Below are 17264 nucleotides of genomic sequence, written 5' to 3'. Positions count from 1 at the left end.
GTCGCTCGCAACGAGTTAATGTAAATGGATAGTTGCCCTTTCACTAATGTAATCGATTAGTTTTTTTGCTAATTCGGTAGGGCTACCAACAAAGCCACAGTACCCTGAATCAATAATAGCCTTAGGTTGACTTGGACATGCACTCAAGCTTGGATCTTGTGCCCACAACTGACTATTATTGTCTTGGATTAAATCTAAATACTGAGAGCCGTCGTTACCCATACCTGAGAATATAATATTGATAAGCTCGCTACCATGAACATCACTGGTATTTTTGAGTAATTGTCCAATTGCAGGCTTATATTCACCACACCATTCTTGATCCAATAGTATCACGCGGCCTGTCGAATCACAGACAACCTGTTTATCAATAGGGACTATCAGACACTGTCCTGCTCGCAATCGCTGTGAAGAGGCAATCACTTTACAGCGCCAGTCATTATGGCGGTTAAGTATACGGGGTAACGTACCAATCATAGCCTGATTGAAGTGATGTGCCAATAAAATACATACTGGTAATGTGGCTGGTACATTATCTAAAAACTCTTTTACCGCACTAGGACCACCCATAGAGGCGCCCAAGAATACGACATAACACCAATCATTATCATTGCTCTTATAAACTGGAGCATCTGCCAATATTGGCAAGTCAAGCAATTGGGCAAACTTACGCTTCAATTTACGTTGCCATTTTGCGTATTCATGGGATTCATTTAGATATGGAGCCGGACTGAAGCCTACCAATACTGCTGCTGGTCTGGATGCTACAGTCGCGACTGCCACATTGTCATCATAATCACTGTCTATTAGCCAAATATCAATAGCTTCATGAGACAATGCATGTGTCTCCTGCCACTGTGCTCGTGAAACGCAGCCGACCAGCGTAAAACCAAAACCACGTACCGTATCTGAAAAAGCCATGCGCTGGCGGTGATCTTCTGCCACCACCATCACCTTAATATCGTTTTTATTTTTTTTTCGCAGCGCTAAAACACGTGCATTATCATTCATTAGTCAGGCTAACCCCTTCACCTAGTAATTTTTGCATTTTATTAAGCAACTCTTTTTCTTGGAATGGTTTGCCCATATAATCATTTACGCCAATCTCTAGGGCACGCTCACGATGCTTTTCACCAGTACGTGACGTTATCATAATAATTGGAATTTGTTTCAGACGACTACTATGTCTGACTTGAGTCGCCACTTCGAAGCCATCCATACGAGGCATCTCGATATCAAGTAATATCATATCTGGAGTGACGTCTTGCAGTATCTCGATCGCATCAATACCGTCTTTAGCGACTGCCACATTGAACCCTTGACGCTCTAAGAAACGTGAGGTTACTTTACGCACCGTCACGGAGTCATCGACGACTAGAATATTAGGTTTGGACTCTATGCGCCCTTTTTTGGTGTCAACAGCTTTCGTAATGTTTTTGACCAACTGCGCATTACGCATGAGAGCAATCAAATCTAAAATGAGCATCACTGAGCCATCGCCCATAATAGTAGCAGCTGAAACCCCTGGAATATTTGATAATTGCTGACCTAAAGGTTTGACGACGACTTCTATGCGCGAGCCTGCAATCTGATCCACTTGCAAAGCAATATTCTGTCCAGTACGGTTTTTAATAATGATAAGCGGTAAGCTAGTATTGGTATTTACAACCAACTCATTTAATTTATTACCTGATAGAATCTCATTTAGATAGCGTACTCGATACTCAGTATCTTCAATATTTAGCGTGGCGTCATTTGATTGATAATAGTCATAAAGTTTCTCTGGATTAACCCGAACCACACGCTCAATCTGTACCAATGGAATCGCATAGTAGCGATCTGCAGCACGAACAACCAATGCATCAGACACAGCTACCGTTAATGGTAGACGCATTGTGAAACTTGAGCCTTTGCCAGATTCTGAAACAACAGATACCGCCCCACCTAGCTGACGAATTTCACTAATAACAACGTCCATACCAACGCCGCGTCCAGAAATCTGAGTCACTTGCTGACTAGTACTTAATCCAGCATTGAAGACATATTGCATAATATCAAGGTCTGACAAACTATCATCGTCTTTATCAATCAGACCTTGAGAGACGGCCTTACTACGTACTGCTTCAACATCAATACCACGACCATCATCTGTTAGCTTTATGATGATTTCACTACCTTCACGATTTACCTCAAGAGTAATACGTCCACTACGCTCTTTGCCTGACTTCAGACGGGTTGACGTGGTTTCAATACCATGATCAACAGCATTACGTAACATATGCTCAAGCGGTGAAGTAATTCGCTCTAGAATGGTTCTATCCATCTCGTCATCAGCATTGATGATAGTCAAATCAACAGACTTATTAAGCTCATTGGCTGTTTGACGTACGATACGTTCAAGACGTGGTGTCAAGCGCGTAAATGGCACCATACGTGAGTTCATCAGGCCATCTTGCAGTTCAGTCTGGGTACGAGACAACTGTAGTAGCAAACTCTCACTGTCGCGTGTCTTTTCTAACAATGTATGGTTAATATCAACCAAATCTGAAGCCGATTCTGTCAATGACTTGGATAACTGATTCAAAGAGGAATATTGATCCATTTCTAGAGGGTCAAAGTCTTCGTTATGTATGAGTTCATCATCTATTTGAGACAAAATCTGTGCTTCCAGCTCAGTTTCCATACGACGTAACTGATCTGCCAAACGCTGTACCGTTGTACCCATTTCTTCAATACTGTTTGTTAAACTACTGATACCCATATCAATACGAGCACGGTTAATTGCTGACTCACCAGATAGATTAATCATATGCTCGATCAAACCACCCGAGATACGAATCATTTCATTACTACTAGTGCTCTGTTCTTCTTCGTGAGTATCTCTAAGCATAGATGGCATTTCACTGATATCTTTTGCAAGATACTGTGAGTCTTGGTTTGCTTTGGCAATTAAGACTGCTTCACGCTGCGTTTGTAAAGACTCTTTAGGTATTGTTTTTAGACTGTCAGGGTTTTTGCTAAACTGCTCTAACGCTTCAATCAATAACGTCGGTGTCGGTGGGTTAACCTGCTGTTGAAGAATAAATACTGCGTCAGCTAGCCAGTCATGACTTGCAACCAGCAACTCTAATACTTTTTTAGTAGCTGGACGTCGATTACTGACAAAATCGGTATAGACTGACTCCATCTCATGCGCCAAGTCAGCAATACCGGAGGCGGTAACCATTCGCGCCCCACCTTTTATGGTGTGCAAATCACGCTGGAGTGCTTGTAATGCTGTGGTATTACCTATGTCTTTCAAGAACAATTGCAGATACTTATTACGATTGGTAAGCTCTTCTGCTTCTTCTAAAAATACCGCTAATATATCAGGGTCAGGCAATCCATTAGCCCACGATTGCTTAATCATGCTATCTAGACTTAGGGTACTCAATAACTCATTGTTCTTGTCAGCAATATCGTTAGCAAGGCTACTCTCTGTAGGTTCGAAATGACTTTTCGGTGCTGGTATGACTAAATTAATTGTTTCTGGTAAAGCTTTCGCTTTTTCAATTTTTTGCAACTGCTCAATAAGCTCTGGAGTAAAGAAAGACTGTTTATGATTCACAATGTGCATTACTTGCTGCGACATTGTATCTTGCACCATTTGCATGATTTCAAGCCACTGCGCTGTTGGTGCTCTCCGGTTTTCTACAAACGACTCATAGACACTTTCTGCTTCATGGGTCAAATCACCAATACTACGGATACCCGCCATCCGTGCACCACCTTTAATTGTGTGCAGGTGACGCTGTAAAACCTTCAATGCATTTATATTTGTGATATCGACACGCCATTTATTGAAGCTTTCATCTAGTGCAGTATCAAGCTCTTGCGCCTCTTCTAAAAATATTTCTAATAGCTCAGCATCAGTGTCAATGGTCTCAAACTGTAGGTCAGGTGCTGGAACCGCTCTAACAACGAAACCAACGTCTTCGTTATCGTCACTTTCTTGATAGATACTCTGTAGCTCATCGATGACTTGTTTATCTACTTTTAAAGACGTACTTCCAGCTAAAGCATCAAACAAGCCTATTAGTTGAGCATGACCTGCATGCAATATTGCTTGAATGTTTTTATCTTGGGCTTTATCAAGATTATTGCTCAAATAACGATACACATTACCAAGTTCATCAAGAATTTTGACAAACTTTGGAAATGCTTGCGCCTTCTCCAGGAGAGAAGTTATTTGTGATACTTGCTGATCTACATAACCTTGGACATGCTCTACATCAGTATGATTCAATGCATCATCTAATTCCCACTCAGCATCAAGCAACGTATCAATATTACTATCTAATAACTCTTCTATCGTCGGTTTCTTATTCGTGATAATGGTAGTGTCATTAACCACGTGTTGCTCACCAAGCATGGCTTGCAACGACGCTATATCATTTTGACTCTGCGAACCATCATTCTCTAGCAAGTCATCATGCTGTTCTATATTTTGCTTATAATTATTTAGATAGCCATCTATTAATGTAGCTGACTGAGCTAACGCTTCCAAGTGTTGAGCATTCATCCCTCTATCTTGTTGTTGTAAGAGCTCTAAGCTATACTCGATAGTTGCACTGACCTCGCTGATTGCAGCCAAAGCACTAGATCCAGAAGCGCCGCGCAAAGTATGGAATGCGCGTACAATTTCATCTGTGATTTCTATATGATTTTGGTTTCTATTATCTTTGACAAACTGTTCGATACAATCAAGCAGCTCCTCTGCTTCATCGATAAATATCTTACAAAATGCTTTCTCTTCCTCGGTTTGAGGACTAAGGACAATCCTTGCCTCTGCCATTCTTTCATTGACTGAGTGAAAGGTTTGCAAGGTCGAGTCTATTGCTTCACTATCATCATAAGCATCGCCAGTATCAGCCATATCAGGCCACGATGTCGTCTCTTCATTTATCTCATCTGTAGGACTATCTACTGATTGTGCAAACAAATCAACATAGCTGAATTCACTACCCTTCTGTTTACTATACGCATTAGCACACGCAATCCACATTGGAACGACAGCTGGATAGTCTTGAGTATTATATTCAAATGCTGTTAGCATTTTAGGATAAGCCGCTAGTACATCTGTAATCAACTGACGCATATCAGCTGACATAGCAATACTACTATCTAAAACGCGGTTAAGCATGTTTTCTATAGACCATGCCAGTTCAGCTGTATAGTTAGCGCCTACCATACGGCCTGAACCTTTTAAGGTATGAAATCCACGGCGAATATCTTTTAGGCCTTCTAGGTCGGTCGGTGTTTTCTGCCAGCTTTCATATAAAGGTACGATTTCTGCCAATACTTCATTGACTTCTTCTATAAATATCTCTTTGATATCAGGATCTGCATCGTTGGCATCAGCTGGTAGTTGGTCGGTGTCTTTAATAAAAGGTGCCAGGCTCTCTGAAATAGCCAATGTAGATAGATATTCGTTGATATTGGCTTCTTTGTTACTCGAGTTAGTAATTAACGAGGTGCGGTCGTTATTAGAATCGTTATCGGTATCATCAATCTGTATTGGTGATTTTTCTATTTCTACATCATCTAACACAGCCGTTTTAGGTTCAAGTTCAGCTAGCGTCAGTCCAGCATTGACAGGCTGCTGGCTCATCAAATTACTGCTTCGTAAAATAGCAATCGCAGGATCAAAACTTGGTGGTCGCTGCGCTGAAAAATCTGCTACCAATACTGGTAGAGTTTTTGTTGTCTCAATTACTAGATTTACAACCTCATCTGTTACTGGTAATGTTTTATCCAATAAACGATTGAGTAAGTTTTCGATTGACCATGCTATCTCACTGATACTAAAAGCACCAACCATACGACCTGAGCCTTTTAGGGTGTGAAAACCTCTGCGCACTTCGGTCAATGGTGTTAAATCTTGTGAGTCTTGCGCCCAAATAGGAAGAAAATCTTCAAGATCAGTAATAACTTCTGTCACTTCTTCGATAAAGACATTGTGTACATCTTCATCCGTCTCAAAGTTGTCAAAATTATCGGGCTTCACGTTTTCACGCGCCTGTTTTAGTGCATCACTTTCAGTATTATTGGACGGGCTCGAGTTGTTTTGTTCAGCTACATGTTCATCATCTATATTAATGATTGGGTCGATCTCACCACTATCATCGTAACGTACAACATTTGTCGCCGCTAATTTCTGGGTGACTGCAGTCTCGTTAGTCATTTCTGGTGATGCGATATAAGTATTAAGAAGTTGTGTTGCTCTGGCCGTATGTTCGTTTGCTAAAGTGAGCAACTGCTGATCAAAAACCTGCTGTGCAAGGTAATCAAGTAATAGCTCAACAGAGGTTAAGCTCTCAGCCAACGCTTGCACCAAACTCCAACTTGGGGTGGTGATATTACGAGTAGTTAACTGTGCAAATAGGCTACCTATATCCTCTACTGTATGACGAATTTCTGGTAGTTCCATATCATCAAAGGCCTGACCAACACTGGTGAAATCAGTAGTCGTTGGCAACAATCCAATATCTTGATGTTGTATATACTCGTTGAAACTTTGCTTTATCCCTTCTACGGCTATTCGCAGCTCACGTAAGCCGTCATTGGTAGGAATGGTCTCATGCTTACCTGTCAACTCTGTCTCATGACTACTAGTCACTTCAGGCACAGTAGCGAAAGAAGTCGCATCACCAATTTTAAGTGAAATGGTTTGCTCAGTACTATAAATAGCGTTATATAGCTCTTGCAGCTTGCGCTCAATTTGCCATTGTTCCTGCGTAAAGCTTGTTTCTGATACGAGAGACTGCTTTAGATCTGTAAGGATTGATTCCACTTGAGACACATAATAAGTCCAGCCTCGGTTTCTGAGTTGTTCTTTGATATGTTGTAAAGGTGCTACCAAAGTATCAGGCTCATCTAGCTTAAAGATAAGCGCCTCAAGCTGAGTTAATAATTGCGGTAAAAAACGTGGCGCTGTCGTGGTGCTCTGCAATACCTCATCTAAAATAGACTGGGTACGTTTGCTACTGTGTGTTAGATAACTCAATTCGACATAGATTGCTATGGTCAATTTTACAACGATATTTGAAGGCACTTCATTTGACTGGGCACAAGATTCTATAACTTTATCAAGCTGACCTAATAATGGTGCATAACACTCAGGAAGCGGCGTCTCGTTGTAGGCTAGGTCGCTGAGCAGTGATTTGGTCAAGTACCATAGTTTTTGTAAGTCGCTATCTTGTGTTGTTTGCCATAGATACTGGCTAGCTTTTTCCAAAGTACTGAGTACTGATGGCTGATTTTTATTGGTGCTCAGTAATACTTGCACTTGCTGACGCCATACGAGTAACAACTGCTGGCACTGTTCGCTCGTTAGGTTAGTATTTGCTTGATTTGACGGAACAGCCGCTCCAATACTATTGATGATATTTTCGTAATTAGCATGATCATCTACGTACTCACGCTGAATATCACTAACGTTGATAAGGGCTTCAGTTTCTATTCCTCGTTGAGACAAGACTTGGGCCAGCTCATCAACTGCCCTACTTATTAGCGCTATATGATAGATGCCTGTACGCGCATACTGATTAATCTCACGTTTTAACAATAGATGAGAGAATTGACCTATACGGCGCTCTTCAGTAGAAAACTCATCATAACTTTCTACTTCTGCAAGTTGACTCAATTTACTAGCAATACTTGCTAGCAACGGCAGGTTGAGCATGGTGAGCGCACCACTAATCTGATGATAACTTGATGTTAGCTGCTCATAATCGATGCTAGATTCACCTAATTGCCAACCGTCAGTTACCTGTGATAACTGCTGATTGAATAATGGTAGCAACCACTCAAACGTCACTATGTCATTGGGCTGGTTTTTCATAGGTTTATCCTAACTCTTCTATGCACTAATTTAGGCACTAATTTTTTGCCACACATTAACTTGTGGGTGCGCAATACGGCGCATATTTGAAGGACGCCAGAACAACGCCTCACCTGGAGCCAATATAATATATCCCTCTAACGCACACTGCTCTGATAACCGTGCCAAAATATCACGCTGATCAAATTTTCTAAAATATAGCAGCATGTTTTGGCAAATAATAACGTGCTGAAGGTGCGTAGTGGGTGGTTCTTTTTCCAAAATGTTATGTACAGAGAAATTGACATGTGGCTGCAATATAGGCGCTATTTGCCAATTATCTTGCATCTTATTAGCCATTTCTGACGTGGCAGCGTTTAACCTGCTTTTAGCTGGCAGCAGCTGAACAAATGGTTGACACGATTGCGGAATCAAGGACTGCTGCCTGTTATCGTACTGTCCTAACCGTGCGCTTTTAATAGCCTCTTCGCTGACATCTGTCCCTAATATTGTATATTCTCGACAGTGCTGTGCTGCTAAGCTCATAGCCAATGACCAAGCTTCTTGTCCACTTGCGCAACCAACACTCCAAATACGAAACAAACTATCAACCTTGTCCGCTTTATGATGCTGCAAGGCATAATCTGCGATAAAGTCGATAGAGGGTTTATGTCGAAAAAAACGACTCTCATGAATGAGCACTTTATCTAATACTTGCTGACGCAACTCATCATTTTCTGATAATCGATACCATAATTGTTGAACGCTCAATCCGTTTGATAGTGCTGTACAGTCGACTGCATTAGCCAACCACTGCAGTTGTATATCTGGCAGTACAAACCCAGTCTCTTGCTCTATGTACCTTTGCCATCGATGTACATCTAAACTATCAACTTTCATCAAAATATTACCTAACATCAGCCTAGCTATATTAAGTAGATAATTTAACTCACTAATATTATTTGAGCTAAATATACCACCTACTATAAATACAGCTTCTTCGATCACTCTCACGACAGCGACTTTATTCCATATGAAAAATCATACATGCTGCCAGTCTGGTTCGAAAATAATAGCTACTTATTAAACACTTTCTCTTAACGCACTGTCAGCATCCAATGCGTCATAATCTAATAGTTCATCATCGTTCGTCACTTTAAAACCAGTTACCGATTCTTGAAGGGCTGCTGCCATTTCACTTAGCTCACCAATAGAACGGGCTGTTGCCATCGTTCCAGAAGAAGTTTGTGAGGTAATATCTTGAATGATGTTCATGGTATGAGAGATGTGACCAGCAGACTCAGCCTGCTGTAATGCAGCATTTGAGATGTTTTGGATCAAGTCAGCTAAGGTGTTAGAAACACTCTGTACTTCTTCTAGTGCTTCACCTGCATCTTTTGCTAAGCGTGCACCGCGTACAACTTCAGAAGTTGTTGATTCCATTGACATAACCGCTTCGTTGGTATCGGTCTGAATCGTTTTTACCAATGTTTCAATCTGCTTAGTAGCATTCGCTGAGCGCTCAGCCAGACGCTGAACCTCATCAGCAACAACCGCGAAACCTCGACCCGCTTCCCCTGCCATCGATGCCTGAATAGCGGCGTTCAATGCCAAAACGTTAGTTTGGTCAGCAATATCGTTAATCAGTCCAACGATATCACCAATCTCTTGCGAAGACTCACCAAGGCGTTTGATACGTTTTGATGTTTCTTGAATCTGATCACGAATAACGTTCATACCTTCAATAGAACGTTGTACAACTTCTGCTCCATTGTGAGAGATAGCAACTGAACGCTGGGCAACCGTTGCAGATTCTGCAGCGTTGTTCGAGACTTGGTCAATTGAAACTGTCATCTCATTAATAGCCGCTGATACACCAGCAATTTCTTGTGCTTGGTGTTCGGAAGCTTCGGCTAATTCAACAGCATTCATCTGCGTTTGATCTGAAGACTGCGATACTCGGTCAGCAGTACTGTTAATAACAAGTACCAACTGTCTTAATTGGTCAATTGCAAAGTTGACTGAGTCAGCAATAGCCCCTGTAAAATCTTCTGATACAGTCGCATTGACAGTCAAGTCACCCTCTGCCAAATCACCCAACTCATCAAGTAAACGTAAAATAGCGATCTGGTTACGTTCATTTTCTTCTTGAATTTGACGAGCTCGCTCGGATTCAGCCTCTGCTTCTTGACGGCGACGTAAGGTTTCTTTTTCAATAAGCAATCGCTCTGATCCACCACGTTGTTTCAGTAGCTGATACAAGGCAAACAGGATTCCTAATGCTCCGATTGCAAATACAGCTGCCGGTAAAACAACCGATTGGTTAAAACTATCAAAATATTGACTTACCAATGATAGCGAGTTAACTAGCCAAATCAGACAAGCCAAACTTAATAGAACAAAAAACCCCAATAAAAGCTTCCAAGTATTATCAGCATTTTTGCCATCTACAGGTTTTTTTATAACATCACTCATCTTGCGTCTTCCTTTCAAACAGTCATCAAAGTCTAATTGTGGCTGACTTTGACAATCTTATTGTTATCTAAACAATGATTAGCAAAGCCTGTATAATTGCTGAGTTTCTGGCATCAAACTTTATTATGCCAGTCGCTATTATTCTGTTATTACTCGACAGGCAGGTGTCATATAGTCAATAGCTATATCGCAGCATCTGAATACTGAGGGTCCTGTGCGAGCAAGCTTGGCATAAACACATACCAGTCTTGCTCGTTTTTAAAAAACTTACCGTGGTTGTAAGGCGCAAATGGTGACTCTGGGTCAATGGCCTCTGGACGATATTGTTCTTGCGTGAACTGTTCGATGCCAAGCACTTGATCGACTAATAGTCCTGAAAAATTATTATCATAATCAATGACAATAACTTTTCGTTGGCTCATTTGTGTTACACGACTTGGTACTTGTAAAAAGTGTGATAAATCTGTCAAAGGTAACAATCGCCCTCGAACATTAGCAATACCTAGCATCCATGGCTTTACTAGAGGTAGGCTAGTGTACTCTGGCATAGACAACACCTCTGATACCTGACCCATAGGGGCAACTAATCGCTGCCCACCGATTTCAAATACCACACCTTGCCAATCAAACTCTTGACCACCGCGGCGACCACTTTTGCGCGCACGTGCCAAATCTGCTAAACGCAGAAGCTCGATAAATCCTCTAGAAGCCACAAGTTACTCCATCACTTTACGAATCATATTGACCAATCCACTTTCATCAACTGGTTTGTTCATATATTCTTTGGCACCTTGACGCTTGCCCCACACTCTATCTGTCTCTTGGTTTTTGGTGCTAATCATAATGATAGGAATGTGCGCAGTGGTTTTACCGCGTGTAATCTTACGTGTGGCCTGAAAACCATTCATCTCAGGCATTACCACATCCATTAAAATCACATCTGGTAGATGTTCAGCTGCCATTTGGCAGCCTTGCTCACCATTGGACGCTTCCAACACTTGAAAGTTGTTTTTGGCAAGCATATCGCGAAATTTCGCCATTTCTGATGGCGAGTCGTCAATGACTAAAACAGTAGTCATAGCAAATTCCTTTATGTTCTAAAATATCTATGAAAATATATTGATATATGGTTCAGATAGAATGATTAAAAATATTACTGATAAATCTACTGGTAACAATTTTTCAATCGTGATCACTCTGTATTGAATAATCTGGTGCGATAATATCAACCACTAACTTTAAGTCTATATTTATTCGATTAACGGTACTGATTGATAGCATCAAAAAGCTCATCTTTGCTAAATGGCTTAGTCAGATATTCATCAGAGCCCACAATACGACCACGTGCCTTGTCAAATAGGCCATCTTTAGATGACAACATGATCACAGGCGTGTTCGCATAATCAGGATTGTTTTTTATCAACGCACAGGTCTGATAACCATCTAAACGTGGCATCATAATGTCGACAAAAATAATATCTGGATTGTTATCTACAATCTTTGCTAATGCATCAAAGCCATCTATAGCGGTCACTACTTCACAGCCCACTTTTTGTAATAAAGTCTCTGCCGTACGGCGGATGGTTTTTGAGTCATCAATTACCATTACTTTTAAACCATTAAAATCATTTTCCATTCTCATTATCCTATAAAACGACTATTTGTTCGTAACGCTATCTAGCAATACAAAATTTTCTTGGCTATTTTAGCTTTTATATCATTCATTGTCAGATCGATATAATTGCCTACGCTTGCATTGTTTACGTTGAAATTTGTGTTGATAGCGACTCTTTGCAGATTGATATGTATCAACCAATTGCGGTATCAACATAGCGTACTATACGCATTTTGTAGTTATTAGTCTCATGGAATCTAACGTTATTTGAATACTCTTAATTGGCTGACTTACCCTTCAAATATATAATGAAATAATACATATATGATATTTATTCAAATCTTGCTAAGACTACTGCAATATATTAGTTTTCATCTGAAGGGGAGCTTAGTTCGAAAAAAGAAGCTCTTCTTATGCTTGCCTATTGTATATATTCAATGGAAACCTTACTGGATAATTTTCATTTGTAATAAAAGTGTATCAATATATTTTATAGTGTTTGTTTTAGCATAGCTATTATTTCTTTTCCAGTGAATGACAAAACTATATCCAAACTCATCGGTATTACAAACAGCTGTACTTATTGTCTAAAAGCATAATTTTAAATTTTTTATGTCTTAATAGGCAGTTATCTCGAGGTTAGCAAATGTCTTACTGTCATTTCACCGCGTTGCAATTCACTATATAATGATATGACGACTACAATGGTGACATCTATGACAGCTTCTCGATATTTAAGAAAAAGCCTCTACTTATTCAGCGTGCTATTTGTTGCTGCCTGTCAGCCGTCACCTGTAAATGAATCAGTAGTTACGGATGCTAAAGAAGAGAGTGCTGACACGCCGCTTACTATCACAAATGACAGCGTCACAATGACGCCAGAACATATACTAAGTATTAAAACTTCAAGATATCAACCAAGCCTTGGATTACAAGGTAATATCGAACCTATCCAGCAGACCACATTTGTTGCGGTACATCCAATTACGATAGAAGAGACATTGGTTAGTGAAGGTCAGTGGGTAGAAAAAGGGAGCCCATTAGTTACTTTTAGGCGTGTGGGTACTGCCAGTAAAGTTGAAGACTTGAAAAAATCTACGCAAGAGACTCTAGAATCAGAGGGTGCTAATCAAATCAAATCAGAAAATCCGCAAAATCCTGATACTAAGTCCCCTGCTCTATCTGCACCAAATGCAGATATTGCGGTTGTTAGAAAGACTGACAACGTTAATGACAAAACATCGGAATCAAACTCTGCGATAGATACGGATAGCAAGAACCCTATTAATCAGAATGCAGACGTTAATACCGTTAAACAGGATGCACAGTATAATTTGATTACCATTCATGCTAGCTTCTCAGGTCGAGTAGAGAGCTTATCCGCTATTGCAGGACAAAAATTAGCTGCTCGCGACTCCCTACTGCAAATCAGTGATGAGACCAAACTACATTTTATGTCCACTCTTCCTATACAGGCAAAACCGCAGCTTTCAGTAGGTCAAACCGTTAACTTTACTGTAGAAGGTCTCTCGGATAAATTTACAGGACAAGTCAGCAAGCTGGTGTCGACCAGTCAGCCTAAAAAGCTCTTGGTCTATGTTAATGTTATCGACAACGAGGCTAGTCGCGATAAATTAAAGCCAAATATGAAAGTCACAGGGCGCGTCAATTATGGTCAAATAGATGTAGGTACTATCGTACCTGAGCGCGCGCTACATGATGTTGATCTGACAGAACTACAAACACCTCCTTATATGCCACTTCAACCATTGACTGCAAATGTTTGGATAATTGGGCAAGATCAACGTTTGACACGCCAACCTATCGAGGTAGTCGAGTACAATCCTACCACGCAGCAGTATTTGATAGCAGGTGTGAGCAATGATAGCTTAATTTGCTTGGCTGACTTACCTATTGATTCTAAAGGTAAAAAGGTAATTGTGTCATAATAGCTTATGTTGACAGTTACATTGCGTAGAAACATTAACAAAGCTTCTCTTGTTTTGTAACAGCAAAATTAGGCAATATAGACCTATTATATATAGCACTAACCGAGTATTAAGATACTATTTATATCTAATTATGCACTATTCTGTATATTTGAAAATGTAGAGGCTCAAAAGTTTAATTATTCGTCATTACCGAAAACGTTATACTTTTTATAAACCATAACAACAATTAAAGGAAATTCCATGAGTAAGCAAATTTTATTGATTGAAGATGATCCAGATTTAGCTGAGCTGATCAGCGACTACTTGACCATGAATTATTACGATGTGCATCACGCTGGCCTTGGTCAAGAAGGACTCGATCTCTTAGATACAAAAGACCGTGATATCGACTTAGTTGTGTTGGATCTTATGCTACCTGATATGGACGGTATGCAAGTGTGTCAAAAGATTCGTGGTAACAAAAACAACATGACCAACAAAGTACCTATCATCATGCTGACCGCAAAAGGTGATACAACTGATCGCGTGTTGGGTCTAGAAATGGGTGCTGATGACTATATCGCCAAGCCTTTTGAGCCACGTGAACTTTTAGCACGTATTCGTGCTGTTATCCGTCGTCACGAGCAACCAAATCAAGCTGACAGTCAATCAGATAGCTTAACTTTCGGTCGTTTAAGTGTATTCCCTGATAGTCATGAAGTCACTATCGATGATCAACCAGTACGTCTAACCACACACCAGTTTCAGTTACTACATTACTTTGCCACTCATTCTGGTAAAGTATTGAATCGCGAGCAACTGTGGCAAGCAATGCCAAACGATGACAGTTCAGACAACATTGACCGTGCGATTGATGTACATATTTCACGTCTACGTGCCTTGATTGAGGATAATCCACGTCAACCAAAACGTATCATTACTGTACGCGGCGTCGGTTATCAGTTTGCTACAGATCAGGTCTAATCGTAAAGAATACCTAGTTAGCTGGCTCATAGTGTAAACTTTATACTATGGGTCGATACAAGCGCTTAATAATAGAGATCGTTTAATGCAGCAATTGGGTTTTCGTTCCGTATTTGCTAAGCTATTTGCCAGCGTTATGCTGGCACTTACTTTATTCGCTGTGGCAATGGTGCTGTTGACCCAACTTGTCCATGATAAAGACGCAGGTATTCGATCAGAGATATTAGCGACGCAAATCTTAGGGCAAATCGATCCATTTTTGCATGAATTAAATATCTCTATCAGCAAGGATAATCGTTTACAGTCGCGCTTTATGCTAGCTGTCGTTAAAAAAAGCTTCGATATTTTTGATGAATCATTACAAGCAAAAATGGGGTTGTATGACAGTGAAGGTCGACTGCTCATGCAAACTGACAACAGCGATCTACCCTTAGAACTGCCCCCTACCCCGTCTTTGTTCTCGCGTGTTTTCCCGTCACTTGCCGATACGTCACCTACCAAACAAGCTCAAGTATATAGCAGTACAGGTTATACATTGCTGTACGAGTCACGTTTGACGCCCAAAAAGCCTGTCTTATCTGCGGCACTGAACTTGTTCACTGGTACCTTGCTACTCTTGTTCATTATGGCAGGTGTGCTGTGGCTGATTGCACGGACGATGACATGGCGTATTGACCATTTAAGTCAGCAAATGACTCAATTGGGTGACGGGGATTTTACTGTCCGAGTGAATGCGCGGGGTAATGATGAAATCGCCGCACTAGCACGTGGATTCAATCAAGCAGCACAAAAAATTGAGCACTTAATTGATGCCAATAATTTGCTACTAGCACATGCCTCTCATGAGCTACGTACACCTATTACGCGCATTCGTCTGCAGATTGAGATGATGGATATGCTAGCTGGTTCGCTGCCAACTGATACTAAAGCAAAATTTGACAAACGTGCAAAAGCTATTAATCGAGACTTATCAGGTCTTAACGACTTAGTAGAAAGCATATTGTTGGTTAGCAGGTTGGATGCAGGTCATGCCTTACAACAAGTTGAAACCTTAGATCTATATGATTTAGTAAACCAAGAACGTCAGCATTATCCTGAGGCCACGTTGATTGGTGAACATATTGTGATAGATGGTCAGTCATCAATGCTGACTCATTTAATCCGTAATTTGCTCAATAATGCGATGCTACATGGCGTGCCACCTGTGACTGTACTACTATATGGTGTTCAGAGCTTAGAAGAAGCTGGAACTGTGCCTGACTATTTGCTACAAACAGTGTTATGCAGTAGTTTTATCGATTATAACTGTTTAGACTTCGACGATTACGAAGAAAACACTGATGCCAAGGTAGTTGAGCACCAAGCTGCTAGAAGCGACGTTACGAGTTCGGCTGATAAAAGCAAAACAGCAACGACCGACTCTACAGTAAAGCTACCGACACCGACTATCTATAGAAACGGTGAAGACATAGCTGCCAAAAATGAAAATAACGAGAGCAATGATGATGCCAGCCTTGATAACCGTCTTGCAGATGGAAGCACAATAGACAGTGCTAGCAACCCTTCACCTACTACTATTGAGTCATCACTACTTGCTGATTATTATCGCTTTACCGGTGAGTTGACCGACAAAATAAAGAAGGTTGTTTGGAGGGCTGTTCAAGATTCTACTGAACCTACTGACGACACTGATAATACTAGCTTAACTGAAGTAGCGTCAAAAAATTCTACAAACAACATAGTTAGCGATCGTGCTGACACTATTAAGAATGGTAATGCTCAAAATTCCGATCAACCTATTACTGATACAGACATAAAAAATAATAGTTCAAGCAATACAAAAATTGACGGTAAATCTAACAGCTCAAACGATGAGAACTCAGGCGCAGTAGTGCGTAAAGAGGGCTTGTTTGCTAAGCATATGAAAAAAGCCAAAACTGAACCTGAACGTCCTTTGCCAAAATATGTTGTACTAGCCGTAATCGATGAAGGAACTGGTATCCCTGAAGGCAAACGAGAAGAAGTCTTTAGCCCCTTTGTACGTTTGCAGCAGAAAAATAAAGGCTCCGGATTAGGGTTATCCTTAGTCTCACAAATCGTTACCGCACATCAAGGACGCATTATTACAGATACGCTAAATGGCCATACTAGATTCTTAGTGACCATCCCAGTTCATCACGACCCTCATTACAACTATCACGAGTAACTAACTCCCATCTTTATACAGATAGCTATTGCGCTATCGCTCTCATATTTACCGTTTTAACTGCTTATGATTAATAGCTATTAATCATAAGCAGTACACGTATGTGCATATCCAAAGTATCTGATAATATGCTATATTACCGCCCCTTATTATACGGTTATTGACTGTTGTCACTTTGACGGGCTTCTTAAG

At 40.6% G+C, this 17264-nt stretch carries 9 protein-coding genes and 1 pseudogene; 3 read left to right on the top strand and 7 right to left on the bottom strand.

Annotation, left to right across the window (positions count from 1 at the left end; genetic code table 11):
• Positions 1 to 15: 15 nt before the first annotated feature.
• The 7 genes and pseudogenes from ACT3QN_RS08440 to pilG all read right to left on the bottom strand — a co-directional run bounded on the left by ACT3QN_RS08440 (position 16) and on the right by pilG (position 11972).
• Positions 16 to 1011: a chemotaxis protein CheB gene (locus ACT3QN_RS08440; protein ID WP_444523887.1), complete on the bottom strand. Its 996-nt coding sequence runs from the start codon at positions 1009 to 1011 to the stop codon at positions 16 to 18.
• Positions 1004 to 7882, bottom strand: coding sequence for an Hpt domain-containing protein (locus ACT3QN_RS08435; RefSeq protein ID WP_444523888.1), 6879 nt, complete (start codon positions 7880 to 7882; stop codon positions 1004 to 1006). The genes ACT3QN_RS08440 and ACT3QN_RS08435 overlap by 8 nt, the downstream gene beginning before the upstream one ends.
• A gap of 30 nt (positions 7883 to 7912) precedes the next feature.
• Positions 7913 to 8761 (bottom strand): CheR family methyltransferase, encoded by an 849-nt coding sequence (locus tag ACT3QN_RS08430; RefSeq protein WP_444523889.1) that lies wholly within the window; start codon positions 8759 to 8761, stop codon positions 7913 to 7915.
• A gap of 183 nt (positions 8762 to 8944) precedes the next feature.
• A pseudogene (locus tag ACT3QN_RS08425) lies at positions 8945 to 10231 on the bottom strand (methyl-accepting chemotaxis protein); the annotation flags it as partial.
• Positions 10232 to 10518: 287 nt separating this feature from the next.
• The gene (locus ACT3QN_RS08420; RefSeq protein ID WP_444523890.1) at positions 10519 to 11049 is read right to left on the bottom strand and encodes a chemotaxis protein CheW; all 531 of its coding nucleotides are present in this window, start codon (positions 11047 to 11049) and stop codon (positions 10519 to 10521) included.
• A 3-nt stretch (positions 11050 to 11052) separates the two neighbouring features.
• Positions 11053 to 11415, bottom strand: a complete 363-nt coding sequence (locus ACT3QN_RS08415; RefSeq protein WP_444520269.1) for a response regulator — start codon at positions 11413 to 11415, stop codon at positions 11053 to 11055.
• 179 nt (positions 11416 to 11594) lie between these two features.
• Complete coding sequence (gene pilG / locus ACT3QN_RS08410; RefSeq protein ID WP_444520270.1) at positions 11595 to 11972, bottom strand: twitching motility response regulator PilG; 378 nt, start codon at positions 11970 to 11972, stop codon at positions 11595 to 11597.
• Positions 11973 to 12667: 695 nt separating this feature from the next.
• Between pilG and ACT3QN_RS08405 the strand changes: the two genes are divergently transcribed.
• The 3 genes from ACT3QN_RS08405 (at position 12668) to ACT3QN_RS08395 (ending at position 17072) form a co-directional block, all read left to right on the top strand.
• Positions 12668 to 13900 carry an efflux RND transporter periplasmic adaptor subunit gene (locus ACT3QN_RS08405; protein ID WP_444523891.1) on the top strand — a complete coding sequence of 411 codons (1233 nt, stop codon included), beginning with the start codon at positions 12668 to 12670 and terminating at the stop codon, positions 13898 to 13900.
• A gap of 243 nt (positions 13901 to 14143) precedes the next feature.
• Entirely contained in the window at positions 14144 to 14866 is a 723-nt protein-coding gene (locus ACT3QN_RS08400) for a response regulator transcription factor (RefSeq protein ID WP_444520272.1), read from the top strand.
• 85 nt (positions 14867 to 14951) lie between these two features.
• Entirely contained in the window at positions 14952 to 17072 is a 2121-nt protein-coding gene (locus ACT3QN_RS08395; RefSeq protein ID WP_444523892.1) for an ATP-binding protein, read from the top strand.
• Positions 17073 to 17264: the final 192 nt, after the last annotated feature.

The sequence above is a fragment of the Psychrobacter sp. AOP7-C1-14 genome, from assembly GCF_052376135.1.
In the GTDB taxonomy this organism is placed as follows: Bacteria; Pseudomonadota; Gammaproteobacteria; order Pseudomonadales; family Moraxellaceae; genus Psychrobacter.
This window is presented reverse-complemented; position numbering and strand designations above follow the sequence as displayed.

Excerpts from the sequence above, each read along its gene's own strand:
- ACT3QN_RS08435 (WP_444523888.1), bottom strand. The coding sequence starts at position 7,882 with ATGAAAAACCAGCCCAATGACATAGTGACGTTTGAGTGGTTGCTACCA.
- ACT3QN_RS08430 (WP_444523889.1), bottom strand. The coding sequence starts at position 8,761 with ATGAAAGTTGATAGTTTAGATGTACATCGATGGCAAAGGTACATAGAG.
- ACT3QN_RS08415 (WP_444520269.1), bottom strand. The coding sequence starts at position 11,415 with ATGACTACTGTTTTAGTCATTGACGACTCGCCATCAGAAATGGCGAAA.
- ACT3QN_RS08405 (WP_444523891.1), top strand. The coding sequence starts at position 12,668 with ATGACAGCTTCTCGATATTTAAGAAAAAGCCTCTACTTATTCAGCGTG.
- ACT3QN_RS08400 (WP_444520272.1), top strand. The coding sequence starts at position 14,144 with ATGAGTAAGCAAATTTTATTGATTGAAGATGATCCAGATTTAGCTGAG.
- ACT3QN_RS08440 (WP_444523887.1), bottom strand. The coding sequence starts at position 1,011 with ATGAATGATAATGCACGTGTTTTAGCGCTGCGAAAAAAAAATAAAAAC.
- ACT3QN_RS08395 (WP_444523892.1), top strand. The coding sequence starts at position 14,952 with ATGCAGCAATTGGGTTTTCGTTCCGTATTTGCTAAGCTATTTGCCAGC.
- pilG (WP_444520270.1), bottom strand. The coding sequence starts at position 11,972 with ATGGAAAATGATTTTAATGGTTTAAAAGTAATGGTAATTGATGACTCA.